Source organism: Labilibaculum euxinicum, from assembly GCF_963678175.1.
In the GTDB taxonomy this organism is placed as follows: domain Bacteria; phylum Bacteroidota; class Bacteroidia; order Bacteroidales; family Marinifilaceae; genus Labilibaculum; species Labilibaculum euxinus.
On record NZ_OY782756.1, the window covers coordinates 2,341,679 to 2,357,186 of the forward strand.

At 35.6% G+C, this 15,508-nt stretch carries 14 protein-coding genes and 5 tRNA genes; 3 read left to right on the forward strand and 16 right to left on the reverse strand.

Annotated features, from left to right (window positions below; all coding sequences use genetic code 11):
• Nucleotides 1–253: 253 nt before the first annotated feature.
• From ACY0M5_RS09395 to ACY0M5_RS09430, 8 genes are all read right to left on the reverse strand, one after another.
• A tRNA-Asp gene (locus ACY0M5_RS09395) sits at nucleotides 254–330 on the reverse strand.
• Nucleotides 331–384: 54 nt separating this feature from the next.
• A tRNA-Asp gene (locus ACY0M5_RS09400) sits at nucleotides 385–461 on the reverse strand.
• 54 nt (nucleotides 462–515) lie between these two features.
• A tRNA-Asp gene (locus ACY0M5_RS09405) sits at nucleotides 516–592 on the reverse strand.
• Nucleotides 593–646: 54 nt separating this feature from the next.
• A tRNA-Asp gene (locus tag ACY0M5_RS09410) sits at nucleotides 647–723 on the reverse strand.
• A gap of 71 nt (nucleotides 724–794) precedes the next feature.
• Nucleotides 795–868, reverse strand: a tRNA-Asp gene (locus ACY0M5_RS09415).
• Nucleotides 869–1,019: 151 nt separating this feature from the next.
• The gene (rsmD, locus tag ACY0M5_RS09420; RefSeq protein ID WP_124991913.1) at nucleotides 1,020–1,568 is read right to left on the reverse strand and encodes a 16S rRNA (guanine(966)-N(2))-methyltransferase RsmD; all 549 of its coding nucleotides are present in this window, start codon (nucleotides 1,566–1,568) and stop codon (nucleotides 1,020–1,022) included.
• Nucleotides 1,559–2,407 carry a DUF3822 family protein gene (locus tag ACY0M5_RS09425; RefSeq protein ID WP_124991914.1) on the reverse strand — a complete coding sequence of 283 codons (849 nt, stop codon included), beginning with the start codon at nucleotides 2,405–2,407 and terminating at the stop codon, nucleotides 1,559–1,561. Before ACY0M5_RS09425 ends, rsmD begins: the two co-directional genes overlap by 10 nt.
• 14 nt (nucleotides 2,408–2,421) lie before the next feature.
• Nucleotides 2,422–3,063, reverse strand: coding sequence for a hypothetical protein (locus ACY0M5_RS09430; RefSeq protein WP_124991915.1), 642 nt, complete (start codon nucleotides 3,061–3,063; stop codon nucleotides 2,422–2,424).
• A gap of 87 nt (nucleotides 3,064–3,150) precedes the next feature.
• Here ACY0M5_RS09430 and ACY0M5_RS09435 point away from each other — a divergent pair, with 87 nt between their 5' ends.
• Nucleotides 3,151–4,584, forward strand: a complete 1,434-nt coding sequence (locus ACY0M5_RS09435) for an ATP-dependent DNA helicase (protein ID WP_156197283.1) — start codon at nucleotides 3,151–3,153, stop codon at nucleotides 4,582–4,584.
• Here ACY0M5_RS09435 and ACY0M5_RS09440 read toward each other — a convergent pair.
• The 8 genes from ACY0M5_RS09440 to ACY0M5_RS09475 form a co-directional block, all read right to left on the reverse strand.
• Nucleotides 4,581–5,801: a response regulator gene (locus ACY0M5_RS09440; RefSeq protein WP_124991917.1), complete on the reverse strand. Its 1,221-nt coding sequence runs from the start codon at nucleotides 5,799–5,801 to the stop codon at nucleotides 4,581–4,583. The genes ACY0M5_RS09435 and ACY0M5_RS09440 overlap by 4 nt on opposite strands.
• Nucleotides 5,802–5,845: 44 nt before the next feature.
• Entirely contained in the window at nucleotides 5,846–7,591 is a 1,746-nt protein-coding gene (locus tag ACY0M5_RS09445; protein WP_461631587.1) for a phospho-sugar mutase, read from the reverse strand.
• Nucleotides 7,592–7,616: 25 nt separating this feature from the next.
• Nucleotides 7,617–8,489, reverse strand: a complete 873-nt coding sequence (gene rfbD, locus ACY0M5_RS09450) for a dTDP-4-dehydrorhamnose reductase (RefSeq protein WP_461631588.1) — start codon at nucleotides 8,487–8,489, stop codon at nucleotides 7,617–7,619.
• 2 nt (nucleotides 8,490–8,491) lie between these two features.
• Nucleotides 8,492–9,082 carry a dTDP-4-dehydrorhamnose 3,5-epimerase gene (rfbC, locus tag ACY0M5_RS09455; protein WP_225441346.1) on the reverse strand — a complete coding sequence of 197 codons (591 nt, stop codon included), beginning with the start codon at nucleotides 9,080–9,082 and terminating at the stop codon, nucleotides 8,492–8,494.
• Nucleotides 9,054–9,941: a glucose-1-phosphate thymidylyltransferase RfbA gene (gene rfbA / locus ACY0M5_RS09460; RefSeq protein WP_461631589.1), complete on the reverse strand. Its 888-nt coding sequence runs from the start codon at nucleotides 9,939–9,941 to the stop codon at nucleotides 9,054–9,056. The genes rfbC and rfbA overlap by 29 nt, the downstream gene beginning before the upstream one ends.
• A complete protein-coding gene (locus ACY0M5_RS09465) occupies nucleotides 9,942–10,895 on the reverse strand; it encodes a UDP-glucuronic acid decarboxylase family protein (RefSeq protein ID WP_461631590.1) in 954 nt (317 codons plus the stop codon).
• Between the two features lie 25 nt (nucleotides 10,896–10,920).
• Nucleotides 10,921–12,261: a UDP-glucose dehydrogenase family protein gene (locus ACY0M5_RS09470; RefSeq protein WP_461631591.1), complete on the reverse strand. Its 1,341-nt coding sequence runs from the start codon at nucleotides 12,259–12,261 to the stop codon at nucleotides 10,921–10,923.
• A 205-nt stretch (nucleotides 12,262–12,466) separates the two neighbouring features.
• Nucleotides 12,467–13,045 carry a PhnA domain-containing protein gene (locus tag ACY0M5_RS09475; RefSeq protein WP_124991923.1) on the reverse strand — a complete coding sequence of 193 codons (579 nt, stop codon included), beginning with the start codon at nucleotides 13,043–13,045 and terminating at the stop codon, nucleotides 12,467–12,469.
• Nucleotides 13,046–13,325: 280 nt separating this feature from the next.
• Between ACY0M5_RS09475 and rpsA the strand changes: the two genes are divergently transcribed.
• The gene (gene rpsA, locus ACY0M5_RS09480; protein WP_156197294.1) at nucleotides 13,326–15,131 is read left to right on the forward strand and encodes a 30S ribosomal protein S1; all 1,806 of its coding nucleotides are present in this window, start codon (nucleotides 13,326–13,328) and stop codon (nucleotides 15,129–15,131) included.
• A 17-nt stretch (nucleotides 15,132–15,148) separates the two neighbouring features.
• Entirely contained in the window at nucleotides 15,149–15,508 is a 360-nt protein-coding gene (locus ACY0M5_RS09485; protein ID WP_101311468.1) for an STAS domain-containing protein, read from the forward strand.

Genomic DNA, 15,508 nt, shown 5'->3' on the forward strand with positions numbered 1-15,508 from the left:
ATCTGTTAGTTGATGTTTGCTTACGAAAGTAACTTGGATAGAGTCGTAAGAAGGAGTAGAAGATTTTCGACTTGATTCGCTTTTAGAGGTGTCGCAGATATATATTTCTTCTTATTTCGATTAACTAAAATATATGCCTGATTTAAATAGACCCAGAATATGAAACTGATCCCAAAAAATTTGAATGTTTTTGAAAAGATGTAAAATCAAAAAAGCCTCCGACTCAAAAGAATCGGAGGCCTTCTATTTATTTTGGCGGTCTGGACGAGACTCGAACTCGCGACCCCATGCGTGACAGGCATGTATTCTAACCAACTGAACTACCAAACCAAAATATTCTGCGATTTGCTTATTGTAAGAGCAACAAATCAAAACTCTTTATTCTGGCGGTCTGGACGAGACTCGAACTCGCGACCCCATGCGTGACAGGCATGTATTCTAACCAACTGAACTACCAAACCAAAATATTCTGTGATTTGCTTATTGTAAGAGCAACAAATCAAAACTCTTTATTCTGGCGGTCTGGACGAGACTCGAACTCGCGACCCCATGCGTGACAGGCATGTATTCTAACCAACTGAACTACCAAACCAAAACATTCTGCGATTTGTTTATTGTAAGAGCAACAAATCAAAACTCTTTATTCTGGCGGTCTGGACGAGACTCGAACTCGCGACCCCATGCGTGACAGGCATGTATTCTAACCAACTGAACTACCAAACCAAAATATATATTCAAATTTCCGAAAAAGGAAATTACAAATCAAAAATAGTACAAAGAACTTTTTCTTTTAGCGGTCTGGACGAGACTCGAACTCGCGACCCCATGCGTGACAGGCATGTATTCTAACCAACTGAACTACCAAACCTTTTTTTGATTGCGATGCAAAGATAATGCAAGTTTTCTTACTTGCAATATCTGTATGCAGTTTTTTTGACTGGAATTCTGCTTTAAGGTAGTAAAATAGCGGTTTTGAGCTTGTTACGCTGGTGAAAAAAATGCTTTTTTTTTGTAAAGATCTATTCTGATTCTTTTATCGACTTAAAGAAGCTGAAATTAACACTTCCGTAAACTCTTTTTTCAGTAAAATTTGGATGTTCAGAAAAGTCATTCGACGAACCGTGTTCAATAATTAAAAGACCATCTTCGGTGAGTAATTCCTTTTCGAAAACTAAATTGGGAATTGTTTCAAGAGATTTCATGGCGAATGGAGGATCGGCAAATATCAAATCAAATTTTTGAGGAAAATTCCGGAGAAATCTAAAAACATCCGATTTAATTACTTGAATTTGTTCAAACTTTAATTCTTTAATTGTTTTTTGAATAAAAGAAAAGTGGTTGTGATTTTTTTCCACACACATTACCTTTTCCGCTCCCCTGGAGGCAAATTCGTAACTAATACCTCCTGTACCACCAAAAAGATCTAAAACTTTTAAATCTTCAAAATCAATCACGTTATTTAATACATTGAAAAGGCTTTCTTTGGCAAAATCGGTTGTTGGCCGAGCCTTAAAATTTTTATCCGGAGATATCCTTCTTCCCTTATGAGTCCCACTTACTATTCGCACCTGGATAAATTTAAAAGATTAATGAATTGATTGTATTCCTTGTGTGGAATACTTTTATTTATTCTAAACTCCGATGGAAGTATTTTAACCTCAACCTGACCTAGGTATTTTTTTAGTAAAAGAATTACATTGCTATCTTCCTGAACGAGTCCGTCAATAATTAGCCTGCTTCTCTCATTATTTAACTTTTGTTGTTTAAAGATGTTGAGAATATAGTAGGCTAAATCAGAACTTGCGCTGTATGAGAATGTGTTTATGAAATGTTTCCCGTTTCGATCTGGTATAATTACATGAAAAAAGTAATTCTGAATGTTCAAAAAAACCTGAGGGTGATTTTCAGCAATTTTTTGATTCAAAGCCTCTTTGTAAAAGGGTAAACAATGATGATACAGCTTACTGTTTTTAAAGTGAGATTGAACAAATTCTTTAATGTTTTTAGGAAAAGAGAATACAATCCACGATTTTAATTCCGGAAGCTCATTCCATTCCAGACATTCATTTTTTTCAAGACAATGAGATAATTGAAACCCCTCATAAGCAAAGTCTTCCGAGAAAAATTCCGATGGAATAAGCAATACTTTATCTGAGATCCAAAGAAGCGAAACATCCCGAAAACTTAAATTTAAGAGTTCGTGGTTTCGAACAATTTCAATAAATGAATTTATTGGATTATTATCGCTGTTTGTTTTGAAAGGAATGAATTGATTCAACGCGATGCACTCCTTATGTCCGTTGAGTATAGAAAAAGAAAATCCATCCAGGCTTACCTGGATGGATAGGGTATATTCTTTTGTTTTGTTTTTATCAAATGATGAATCAACAAATACAAGGTCGCTCATGTATAATTTTATATTTATTCCCAGTTACCTGCGTTGTTGTTTGCTTCTTCAAGAGAACCAACCATTAAACCAGGATATTTATTTAAACGAATACGGTTTCCATTTTCTTCAAGAACTTCTTCGCGATATTCATCCATAAGATCATCAAAAATATCCATGTTGGAAACTTTTGCTTCAAAAACCTGAACTTTTACATTCGATCCGGTTACAAATACTGTTGCACCTAATTTAAATTGTTTTTGTCCTTTTGTAAATGGAACAAAACGTAAATTCTCGATTGCATATTCTTTTCCAAAAACAGTATCAAGAGCCGAAATCATTATTGTATCACGAGTGATGAATCCTTTCTTAACAGCTTCCTTTTCAGTCATACCAGCTTCAACTTGCTCATCAGTAAGAGAACCTATAGCTTTAATCAAAGGCATAGAGTCAGTTTTGATAAAATTAATTAAAGTGTCAAAACTTCCGGTATATTTACCATTAACATCTTTGTAAGCACCTTCTGCTTTACGGATATCTTTCAACTGTTCAATAATTCTAGCGTATCTTTGATCTTTGATTTTACCAAATTTAATCGGTTTCATAATGCTTTGGTAGCTTAAAAAAGCAAGAACAACAATAGCTATGGCAAGTAAGATTTGAAAGACTTTTTTCATTTTTATTCTTATTAGTTTGTAAGTTTGTCTGCAAATTTAAAAAAAAAATCTATTTGGTTATTTTTCTAGCCATTAAAATTATCAGAAATGTTAAAAAATCATGTTGCCTTACTAATTAGTGAAAGTTTGAACTTCGAACCAACCGATGATCAGCAAAGGGCAATTGACTGTTTAGCAGATTATGTAACGAAGAATGATGAAGGTGGAATTTTTCTGTTAAAAGGTTATGCCGGTACCGGAAAAACGACTTTGGTGAGTGCTTTGGTATCGGTTTTGGATAAAATGAAAATTAATTCAGTTCTTCTGGCACCAACTGGCAGGGCGGCAAAGGTTCTGTCTCATTATTCAAAAAAATCTGCCTTTACAATCCATAAAAAGATTTATCGGCAGAAGTCATTAACTGATGATCTCGGGATATTTGCTTTGGACCGAAATTTAAATAGCAACACTGTTTTTTTAGTGGATGAGGCTTCCATGATTTCCAATTATTCTGCAGAGGCATCGGTTTTTGGTTCCGGCAGATTATTGGATGATTTAATGCAATATGTTTTTTCAGGAAAAAATTGCCGTTTGATTCTAATAGGCGATACTGCACAGTTGCCTCCAATTGGATTGGATATAAGCCCGGCTCTTGATGTTCATGAGTTGGAGTCGTGTTACAATTTGCCTGTAGCAGAGATGATTTTAACTCAGGTGGTTCGTCAAAATCAGGAATCAGGCATTTTAATGAATGCTACCAATTTAAGGGGCATGCTGGCCGATGAAAAAAGTGGTTATCCTGTTTTAACAACAGAAAATTATCCGGACATAAAACGAATTGGCGGAGCCGAACTGATAGAAGAAATTTCCAATGCTCATTATAAATATGGCTTGGAGGAAACAATTGTAATCAGTCGCTCCAATAAAAGGGCGAATAAATTCAATCAGGGAATTCGAAATACAGTTCTGTACCGTGAGGAAGAAATTTCAAGCGGTGACTATTTAATGGTTGTGAAAAATAATTATTTCTGGGCTCAGGATATTAAAGAAATGGATTTTATTGCCAATGGCGATATTGTTGAAATTGTTAGGATACACAAGCATCTGGAAATGTATGGATTTCGTTATGCTGAAGTTACCATTCGATTTCCTGATTACAAAGATGTGGAATTGGATACCATGATCATGCTGGATACTTTGGATATCGAAACAGCATCACTTGGTTATGAGGAAAATAAAAAGCTGTTTTTTACCATTGCCGAAGATTATGCTGATATTCGTTCCAAGAAAAAGCGATATGAAAAAGTTCGTGATAATAAATTCTTTAATGCCTTACAAGTGAAATTTTCATATGCTGTAACCTGCCACAAAGCTCAAGGCGGACAATGGAAAACAGTATTTGTAGATCAAGGTTACCTAACCGATGAGTTATTAACAGCAGAATATTACCGTTGGCTTTATACAGCGGTAACACGTGCTACTGAAAAATTATTTCTGGTTAATTTTAAAAAAGAATTCTTTCCTAACGAGAACGAGAATTAAAGCTCAATACCAATAATTAGAATATCATCGGTTTGTTCATTGTTTTCTTTCCAACTTTCAAACCAATTAAAAATATCCGATTTTTGAAGATTAATGGATTTTGATTGAACTGTCAGTAATTTGTCGTAAAACTGCTTCTTTTTAAGCGTTTTAAGCTGTTGCCCTCCAAGTTGGTCAGTTATACCATCTGTGTACAGGAAAATCCGGTCACCGACCTGTGTTTCTACTTTTTTAATTGTGAATTCGGCAAACTCTGATTCTTTACCTATAGAATTGCGGTCACCTTGAATTTCGAATAAAGAATATTCACCACTACTGTCTTTAGCCTCAATAGTTTCGTTATTGCATTTTAAGGGGGCTGAAGTCTTTCTGATTAAAACAAGTGATCTTTTTGCTCCTACAAATTCCAATATATGTTCTTGCGGGTAAATGGAGCAAAATAATCCATCCATTCCGTCGTATTGCGTGTAGGTATCACTGGATGTATTCAGAATCCGGCTAAATTTTTGACTGAGAAGTGGAAAAACATGTTCTGCACTAATCTCGTTTCCATTTTGAGAAAGAGTATGTAACTCCATTTGCCCCATAACAGTTAACATGGCTGCAGGAACTCCGTGACCGGTACAATCAAATAAACCAATGTTCTTCTTATGGAAATTCTGCTGAATCCAATAAAAATCTCCGCTTACAACATGTTTAGGCAGATTAATGATGAAGGATTTAGAGAATAATCTTCTGAAATTTTCCGCATCGGGAAGAATCGATCTTTGAATTCTACCTGCATGAATCATACCTTGATGAATATCGTAGTAAGACTTGTATTTGGAAATTTCTTGTTTTTGTTCATTGATTTGAAATGCAATTAATACTTTGGTTTGCAGTTCTGTAAAATCAATTGGCTTTTTAACGTAGTCCTGAGCACCTAAGCTTAAGGTTGCTTTAATGGATTCCATTTCTGTTTTGGCCGAAACCATAATAACAGGAATTTCTTTCAGCCTTTCATTCAATTGGATTTTTTCAAGAACTTCGATTCCATCCATTACAGGCATCATAATGTCAAGAAGAATAACATCAGGAATGTTATCGTTTAGCCAATCAAGAGCTTGTTGACCTCCTTCTTTTGAAATGACAGTATAATCTCGTCTGAAGTATGCTTCAATTAATTTATTGTTAATTGGAGAATCGTCAACAGATAGAATGGTTCTTTTGTTATCCATAATGAGTAAAAAGTGTAGGGTAGCATAAAGCTACCCTAAAAATATCAGTTTAATTCTAAAGAGCTAATAATTCCTTGAATTTTTTTATTGGCTTTATCTTCAGTAGCGTAAAAATCTTCAATTGAAGCAAGGTTTTCACGGACTTCGAAATAATATTTAATTTTAGGTTCGGTCCCCGACGGACGAACAGAAATCTTTGTTCCGTCTTCCAAATAAAATTGAAGAACATCTGCTGTTGTTTCAAAATCTAAAGCAGTTTCTTCTCCCGTTACCGGATTTGTGGCTATTCTTGTTGAATAATCTTTAACCAAAATCAAGGTTGATCCGTTAATTTTTTTAGGACGATTGTAGCGGTAGTCGTACATTAATTTTTCAATTTCCTGTGCTCCTTCCAGTCCTTCTCGAACGATGTAAATCATTTTTTCTTTCGAGTAACCATATTCTACATAGATATCTTTAAGAATATCGAATACGTTTTTGCCTTGCTCTTTAGCCCATGCAGCAATTTCAGCCATAATACTGCAGGAAGATACTGCATCTTTATCACGGGTAAAATCACCTGGCATGTAACCAAACGATTCTTCACCGCCACCAATGTAGTTTTTATCAGGATTTTTTCTGATTACGTCAGCAATCCACTTAAATCCTGTGTAAGCGTCAAAACATTGTACTCCATTTTGCTCGGCTACATCCTTGAATAGTTCTGTTGTAACAATAGTTTTTACTACATAATCGTTACCAGTTAACAGTCCAAGTTCTTTTCTTCTTCTAATTAAGTAGTAATTAAAAATAAGAGCAGTCTGATTTCCATTTACGATTTCCCACTCACCTTTATCATTAGTTGCTGCAATACCCAAACGGTCACCATCCGGGTCACAAGCCATCACCAAATCAGCATTAACTTCTTTGGCTTTATCAACAGCCATTTTAAGAGCTTCCGGTTCTTCAGGGTTGGCTGACCAAACTGTAGGGAAGTTGCCATCCACTACATCTTGTTCCGGAATATGAATGACATTCTCGAAACCGTAATTTTTTAATGAAGCAGGAACTAGTTTTACTGTTGTTCCATGCAAAGGAGTAAAAACAATTTTTAAATCTTTTTGATTTTTAATCGCTTCCGGTGAAAGGCTTAATGTTTTAACTGTATCCAGATAAAGCTTGTCCATATCTTCTCCAAGCACTTCTATTAAAGCAGGATTACCTTCGAATTTGATTTCTTCAAGTTTTACGGCCTTAACCTCAGCAATTACATTTTTATCGTGAGGAACAACCAACTGAGAACCGTCTTCCCAATATGCTTTGTATCCATTATATTCTTTAGGATTGTGTGAGGCGGTTATAATCACACCCGATTGACAGCCCAATTGACGAATTGCAAAAGACATTTCAGGTGTTGGTCTTAAATCTTCAAAAATATATGCTTTAATGCCGTTTGCAGAGAAAATATTAGCAACAGTATCAGAGTATAATTTGCTGTTGTTACGACAATCATATCCAATACAAACAGAAAGATTATCTTGTCCGGCAAATACTTTGTTGATATAGTTTGCCAATCCTTGGGTGGCAGCTCCAACAGTATAAATATTCATTCTATTTGTTCCCGGACCCATTTTGCCTCGTAGTCCTCCGGTTCCAAATTCAAGATCTTTATAAAAAGAATCTATTAAATCAGTTTTATCTTCTTTCTCTAATAATGATTTTACAGCCTCCTTAGTTTCCTGATCGTAGTTCCCCTCAAGCCAGATTTGGGCTTTTTCATTTACTATTTCAAAAATCTCAGTTTTGTTCATCTTTGACACTATTTCTTTTGGTTAACTATTCCGTAATTCTTTTAATACAATGTTCAATTCTGCTTCTCCAGTGTGGTATTTCTATCGTAAAAATATGTTTAATTTTCGATTTATTCAAAACGCTGTAGTACGGCCTTTTTGCAAGGCATTGAAAATCCATGCTTTCAATGCTGTTAATTTTACATTTATTTTTTGACGTGTTTTGTATTTCTGTGGCAAAATCGTACCAGCTGCAAACGCCTTCATTGGAGTAATGGTAGGTTCCAAAATCATTAAATTTACTATTTTTATCAATACTCTCAATGATTCGGATAATTGCAGAGGCTAAATCATGTGCATAGGTTGGTGTTCCTATTTGATCGCTTACAACACCTAATGAATCTTTTTCTTTCCCCAGACGAAGCATGGTTTTTAGAAAATTCTTACCGAAAGGGGAGTATAGCCACGAAGTGCGTATAATGATGTGTTTTTTGCAAGTGCTTCGAACATTTTCTTCTCCCTCAAATTTTGTTCTGCCGTAAACGCCCATTGGTTTAGCCTTCTGATCTTCTGTGTAAGGTGTCGAATTATCACCGGAAAACACATAGTCTGTAGAAATGTGAATTAAAGTGATGTTATTCTGAGAAGCTGCTGTAGCCAGGTTTTTTACAGCGTCAGCATTTATCAATCTGGCAGCATCCTCATTTTCTTCTGCCTGATCAACGTTAGTATAAGCGGCGCAATTAACAATGTAGGAGATTTGTTTGTTCTTCAGGTAATTGCTTACTGCATCCAAAGAGCTAATGTCTAATTCTTCAATATCCGTAAAGAAAAACTGAAGATTGCTAAACTTTGCCGATAACTCTTTTATCTCAGTACCCAACTGCCCTTTAGAGCCTGTAATTAGGATTTTTGTCATACTCATTTGCTGTATTTAAAATTCTTTTCAGCTTCTTTGAAATTTGGATATACTTTATCCTTTGGGGATATGATAGCTTTGCCCGGCTCTATTCTCCAATTTATATTTAAGAATGGATCGTTGAAGTTAATTCCTCTTTCTGCTTCAGGATTATAAAAATTATCGCATTTGTAAATGAAGGTCGCAGATTCGCTTAAGACAGAAAATCCGTGTGCAAATCCCTTCGGAATTAAAAATTGAATTTTATTATCCGCAGACAATTCAATGCCACTCCATTGCCCGAAAGTTGGAGAATCTTTTCTTAAATCAACAGCAACATCAAACACTTTACCTTCTATTACGCGCACCAATTTTGTTTGAGAATAGGGAGCCAACTGATAATGAAGCCCTCTTATTACTCCATGTCCGGATTTTGATTCATTATTTTGAACAAATGACAAGTCAAGACCTTTTTCCCGGAAAATCTTTTCGTTGTAGCTTTCGAAAAAATATCCTCGTTCGTCTTCAAAAACTTTTGGTTTGATTATTAATAAATCGGGAATTTTGGTTTTGATAATTTCCATGTTAGCGGCACTGCTTATTAATGTTTTCATTGGCTACCATCATCAAATATTCTCCGTATTGATTTTTGAGTAATGGTTGAGCTAATTCAATTAGTTGTTCTTTGTTTATGAATCCGCTTCGGTAAGCAATCTCTTCCAAACAGGCAACTTTTAATCCTTGTCGTTGCTCTATTGTTGCAATGTAATTAGATGCCTGAAGCATGCTGTCATGCGTTCCTGTATCCAGCCAGGCAATTCCACGCCCCAAAACCTGAAGCTTAAGATTGTTTTCTTTTAAATAGATGAGGTTTAGATCTGTTATTTCGAGTTCTCCCCGTTTTGATGGTTTTAAAGACTTGGCCTTTTCAACCACAGTATTGTCGTAAAAATACAAGCCGGTTACTGCATAGTTGGATTTAGGATGTTTAGGTTTTTCTTCCAGACTTTTCACTTTGCCATTCTCATCAAAATCTGCAACACCATATCTTTCCGGATCTTTAACATGGTATCCAAAAACCAGTGCTCCTTCGGTTAATTTAGCCGAAGCGGTAAGTTGTTTGCCAAACTCATATCCGTAATACAGATTGTCGCCTAAAATCATACAGACAGGACTGTTTCCGATAAACTCTTCACCAATAATAAATGCTTGAGCTAATCCTTCTGGACATGGTTGTTCTGCATACGAAAGATCTAGGCCGAATTGGTTGCCATTTCCAAAAAGATCTTTATAAAGGGGGAGGTCTTTAGGTGTTGAAATAATTAGGATTTCCTTTATTCCTGCAAGCATCAAAACGGAAAGAGGGTAGTATATCATTGGTTTGTCGTAAACCGGAATGATTTGTTTCGAAATGCTTTTTGTAATCGGATAAAGCCTTGTGCCCGAACCTCCGGCCAGTATAATTCCTTTCATTTAGTGTGTAGGTTTGATTGATAATAAGTTATCAAAATACGAAATAGTTCGAAGTAAACCTTCATTTAATTGGATTTTTGGTTCCCAATTGTTTAATTCTTTTTTAGCAAGGCTAATGTTTGGTTGTCTTTGTGTTGGATCGTCTTTAGGTAAAGGCAAATGAATGATTTTAGAACTCGAGTTGGTTAGCTCAATTACTTTTTGAGCCAATTCTAAAATTGTAAATTCATTAGGGTTGCCAATGTTAACCGGCCCAATAAATTCCGGTCTTGAATTCATCATACGAATCATTCCTTCCAATAAATCGTCAACATACTGAAAACTTCTTGTTTGAAGACCATCGCCAAAAAGAGTAATGTCTTCACCTTTTAGTGCCTGGACAATAAAATTTGATATTACACGGCCATCATTTGGGTGCATATTAGGGCCGTATGTGTTAAATATACGGACGATTTTTATGGCAACATTATTTTGGATATGATAATCCATAAATAAAGTTTCGGCACAACGTTTTCCTTCATCGTAACAAGAACGAATACCAATTGGATTCACATTTCCCCAGTAGTCTTCTGTTTGTGGGTGTATTTCCGGATCGCCATACACTTCACTTGTTGAAGCCTGAAGAATTCGGGCATTTATTCTTTTGGCTAAACCAAGCAGGTTTATTGAGCCCATTACCGAAGTTTTGGTCGTTTTGATTGGATTGTATTGGTAGTGGACGGGTGATGCAGGACATGCTAAATTATAAATTTGATCGACTTCGGCATAGTACGGTTCAGTAATGTCGTGACGAACAAGCTCAAAATATGGGTTATCCATTAAATGGGCAATATTCCTTTTTGAGCCTGTAAAATAATTGTCTAAACAGATGACATCATTGCCTTCTTTTAATAATCTCTCACAAAGATGCGAGCCAATAAATCCAGCACCTCCGGTAATTAAAATTCTCTTCATAGTTTAAATCCTTGATCTGATTTGTTTACACAATTGATGCCTTTGTAATAACCTCTCTTCCAATAGAGTAGTAGGTGTAGTTTAGGTCTTTCATTTCATCAAGATCGTATATGTTTCTTCCGTCGAAAATTAATTTTTCTTTCATCAATTTCTCCATTACTTTAAAGTTTGGCACTCTAAATTCAGACCATTCTGTTACAATTAGTAACGCATCGGCATCAATTAGGGCTTCGTATTGGTCTTTAGCATAGCTGATTGTGTCGCCAATTTTCCGGTGGCATTCTTTTGCAGCAACAGGATCATAAGCAATTACTTCTGCTCCTTCACTTAAAAGTTTGTTGATAATAACCAATGATGGAGCTTCTCTCATATCATCGGTGTTTGGTTTGAATGATAAACCCCAAAGAGCAATTTTTTTGCCCTTTAAATCTCCATCAAAATGCGCCATCATTTTTTTGTACAGCACGCTTTTCTGGCGGTTGTTTACCAATTCAACAGATTTTAAAATTTCAAGAGGATGTCCCTTTTGTTCTGCTGTTTTAATAAGAGCCTGAACGTCTTTTGGAAAACAGGATCCGCCATATCCTGTGCCTGGATAGATAAATTTATTTCCAATACGGCTATCTGATCCAATACCACGGCGAACGTTATTTACATCAGCTCCTACAATCTCGCAAAGATTGGCAATGTCATTCATGAAAGAGATTTTTGTTGCCAGCATCGAGTTTGCAGCATATTTTGTCATTTCTGCCGAGGGAATATCCATAAAAATTACCGGATGATTATTCATTAGAAATGGCTTGTAGAGTTTGGTCATTACTGCCTGAGCTCTTTCCGATTCAGTTCCAATTACCACTCTGTCCGGTTTTAGAAAATCGTCAATTGCAGCTCCTTCTTTTAAAAATTCCGGGTTCGAAGCAACGTCAAATTGAATATCAACATTTCGGCTTGTCAGCTCATTTTTAAGGGCGGCTTTAACTTTTTCAGCAGTTCCAATTGGTACGGTACTTTTAGTAACAACTACAAGGTAGTGATCAATGTATTGTCCAATTTCTCTTGCTACACCAATTACGTATTGGAGATCTGCACTTCCATCTTCGTCTGGAGGCGTGCCAACAGCAATAAAAACTGCATCAGCATCAGAAATGCTATCTTTTAAACTATTTGAAAAAAACAATCGGCCTTTTTCCATATTACGTTTTACCATCGGCTCTAAGCCAGGCTCGTAAATTGGAATAATACCTTTATTTAAATTGTCTATTTTAGTCTGATCTACATCAACGCATGTAACAGTAATTCCCGTTTCTGAAAAGCAAGTTCCGGAAACTAAACCAACATAACCGGTACCAACAATAGTAATGTTCATTTCGTTCGTTTTAGAGTTTTATTAGGATGGTGTAAATTATGATGTAAATAAAGCGAAATTAATTCACTAATAAAATGATTTTGACGGCTGATTTTAGTGCATTGGGGCATCTAACATCACTAAAAAGAATTGTTGTGAAAAAGAGTAGGGATGCCAAATTAACAGCATCCCTACGTTATTATATATTCAACTTATTAATGCTGATCTAGTTCGATTTCTTCACGTATTTAGTTAAGATCACAATCTGCTGTCCTTCTACACGGCCTTCAATATGTTCTGCATTATCTGCTACCAGAGAAATGTTACGAACAGCAGTTCCACGTTTGGCTGTAAAACCACCACCTTTTACATTTAAATCCTTGATTAGTGTAACTGTATCACCGGTTTGCAGTTGAGCTCCGTTACTATCAATATGTTTTACTGCATCTTCGTCGTTATCGCCTTCGCCGGTTGCTTTGGCCCATTCTAAAGTTTCTTCGTCCAGATAAAGCATATCCAGTAAATCTTGTGGCCATCCTTCTGAGCGCAATCGGTTTAGCATGCGCCAAGCCATTACCTGAACAGCAGGAACTGTGCTCCACATGCTGTCGTTTAAACAACGCCAATGGTTGACATCTGCTTGTTCCGGGTTTTCAATTTGAGAATGGCAGGTGGCACAAACCAATATGTTTTTATCAGCAGTTCCATTTGTTGGAGATACTTCGTATGCTTTTAAATCTTCTTTTGCACCACACAATTCACAAAGGGAACCGCTTCTGCTATGTAATTCTTTTTCAATATTCATTTTCTTATTGTTTAATTTGTGTCTGTCAAATAAGTTTTTTTCTTAGATTGACCAGTTCGATTTACCAGAGCACAAAGTTAAACGAGTTTATTTAAAATATAAATAGTGTGCCGAAATAGTTTTTGGTTAATTGTGGTTAAAGAGCTTAATAATCATGATTATTTTAATGGATTTCCTGAAAAAATAGCTGTAACTTATACTATTACTGAGAATAAATATATACTTTTGCACCGAATTTTATATATAATGTCTAATTTATTAGTGAAAAGTAATTAAACAAATGATTGAAGAAAACAAAAAAGTAGACAATTCTGCTCCAGATGCAGAATTTGATTGGGATGCGTTCACAAGTGATGAAGGATTCGCTGGTGGAAACAGAAAAGATTTAGAAGAAATGTATGATAAAACTTTATCTACAATTTCTGAAAAAGAAGTAATTGATGGTACAGTTATTTCAATGAACAAAAGAGAAGTTGTAATCAATATTGGTTACAAATCCGACGGTATTGTCAGCTTAAACGAATTCAGATATAATACTGAATTAGCAATTGGTGATACAGTTGAAGTTTATGTTGAAAATCAAGAAGACAAAAAAGGACAGTTAGTTCTTTCACACAAAAAAGCTCGTGCATTACGTTCATGGGATCGTGTTAACGCTGCTCTTGAAAAAGACGAAATTATTAAAGGTTACATCAAATGCCGTACTAAAGGTGGTATGATCGTTGATGTATTTGGAATCGAGGCTTTCTTGCCAGGATCTCAAATTGATGTTAAGCCTATCCGCGACTACGATGTATTCGTTGGAAAAACTATGGAATTCAAAGTTGTGAAAATCAACCACGAATTCAAAAATGTTGTTGTATCTCACAAAGCTCTTATCGAAGCTGAATTGGAACAACAGAAGAAAGAAATTATTGCTAAGCTTGAAAAAGGTCAGGTTCTTGAAGGAACTGTTAAAAACATCACTTCTTACGGTGTGTTTATTGACTTAGGTGGAGTAGATGGTTTGATCCATATTACTGATCTTTCATGGGGTAGAGTAACTCACCCAAGCGAGATTGTTGAATTAGATCAGAAATTGAACGTTGTTATCCTTGATTTTGATGATGATAAAAAACGTATTGCTCTTGGTCTAAAACAATTAACTCCTCATCCATGGGATGCTCTTGATGCAGAAATGAAAGTTGGCGATAACTTGAAAGGAAAAGTTGTTGTTATGGCTGATTATGGTGCATTTGTTGAGATTGCTACAGGTGTTGAAGGATTAATTCACGTATCAGAGATGTCTTGGTCACAGCATTTGAGATCTGCTCAGGATTTCATGAAAGTTGGAGACGAGGTAGAAGCTCAGATCTTAACATTGGATCGCGACGAGAGAAAAATGTCTCTTGGTATCAAGCAATTGAAACAAGATCCTTGGGAAGGAATTGAGGCTAAATATGCAATTAACTCTAAGCACACTGCTAAAGTTCGCAACTTCACTAATTTTGGTGTATTTGTTGAAATCGAAGAAGGTGTTGACGGATTAATTCATATTTCAGATCTTTCATGGACTAAGAAAGTGAAGCATCCGGCTGAATTTACTACTATCGGTGCTGAAATTGAAGTTGTTGTTCTTGAAATAGATAAGGATAACAGAAGATTAAGTTTAGGACACAAACAATTGGAAGAAAATCCATGGGATGTATTCGAAACAATCTTTACAACTGACTCAGTTCACGAAGGAACTATAGTTGATATTTTCGAAAAAGGTGCTGTAATTGCTCTTCCTTACGGAGTAGAAGGATTTGCAACTCCACGTCACCTTGTGAAAGAAGATGGCTCTCAAGCTAAAGTTGAAGAGAAATTAACTTTCAAAGTTATTGAATTTTCAAAAGCAGCGAAAAGAATCATTCTTTCTCACTCAAGAACTTTCGAAGATGAGAAGAAAGCTGACGAGACTGCGAAGAAAAAAGAAGTAGCAAAAATCGCTAAAAAAGGAGTTAAAAAAGTGAAAGATTCACTAGAAAAGACTACCTTAGGTGATATATCAGAACTTGCTGCTTTAAAATCGCAAATGGAAAGCGACGAAGTTGGCGAGAAATAATTAAAAATTAAGTAATTATGGATTTCAAGATTGACAAGAAAGATGGTTATACCCTTGTACAGGTATTGAAAGACAAGTTGGATACCCACATTGCTCCTGCTTTAAAATCAGAATTGGTTTTAATTTCTGGAAATGGTGAGAAAAGTATCCTTTTGGATTTAACTCCTTGTACATATTGTGATTCGTCTGGTCTTAGTGCAATACTTGTAGCCAATAGGTTGTGTAAAAATGCTAATGGGACATTTGTGCTTCATGGCTTGCAGCCTGCTGTTGAACGATTAGTTTCAATTTCTCAGTTGGATTCGGTTCTAAATATTTCTTATAATATGGATGATGCTGTTTCAACGATGAAAGGTCAAATTGAATTAAACAAATAG

Coding starts and splice junctions, on each gene's coding strand:
- ACY0M5_RS09445 (WP_461631587.1), bottom strand. CDS start 7,591: ATGAACAAAACTGAGATTTTTGAAATAGTAAATGAAAAAGCCCAAATC.
- ACY0M5_RS09465 (WP_461631590.1), bottom strand. CDS start 10,895: ATGAAGAGAATTTTAATTACCGGAGGTGCTGGATTTATTGGCTCGCAT.
- ACY0M5_RS09435 (WP_156197283.1), top strand. CDS start 3,151: ATGTTAAAAAATCATGTTGCCTTACTAATTAGTGAAAGTTTGAACTTC.
- ACY0M5_RS09425 (WP_124991914.1), bottom strand. CDS start 2,407: ATGAGCGACCTTGTATTTGTTGATTCATCATTTGATAAAAACAAAACA.
- ACY0M5_RS09430 (WP_124991915.1), bottom strand. CDS start 3,063: ATGAAAAAAGTCTTTCAAATCTTACTTGCCATAGCTATTGTTGTTCTT.
- ACY0M5_RS09475 (WP_124991923.1), bottom strand. CDS start 13,045: ATGAATATTGAAAAAGAATTACATAGCAGAAGCGGTTCCCTTTGTGAA.
- rpsA (WP_156197294.1), top strand. CDS start 13,326: ATGATTGAAGAAAACAAAAAAGTAGACAATTCTGCTCCAGATGCAGAA.
- rfbA (WP_461631589.1), bottom strand. CDS start 9,941: ATGAAAGGAATTATACTGGCCGGAGGTTCGGGCACAAGGCTTTATCCG.
- ACY0M5_RS09440 (WP_124991917.1), bottom strand. CDS start 5,801: ATGGATAACAAAAGAACCATTCTATCTGTTGACGATTCTCCAATTAAC.
- ACY0M5_RS09485 (WP_101311468.1), top strand. CDS start 15,149: ATGGATTTCAAGATTGACAAGAAAGATGGTTATACCCTTGTACAGGTA.
- rfbC (WP_225441346.1), bottom strand. CDS start 9,082: ATGAAAACATTAATAAGCAGTGCCGCTAACATGGAAATTATCAAAACC.
- rfbD (WP_461631588.1), bottom strand. CDS start 8,489: ATGACAAAAATCCTAATTACAGGCTCTAAAGGGCAGTTGGGTACTGAG.
- ACY0M5_RS09470 (WP_461631591.1), bottom strand. CDS start 12,261: ATGAACATTACTATTGTTGGTACCGGTTATGTTGGTTTAGTTTCCGGA.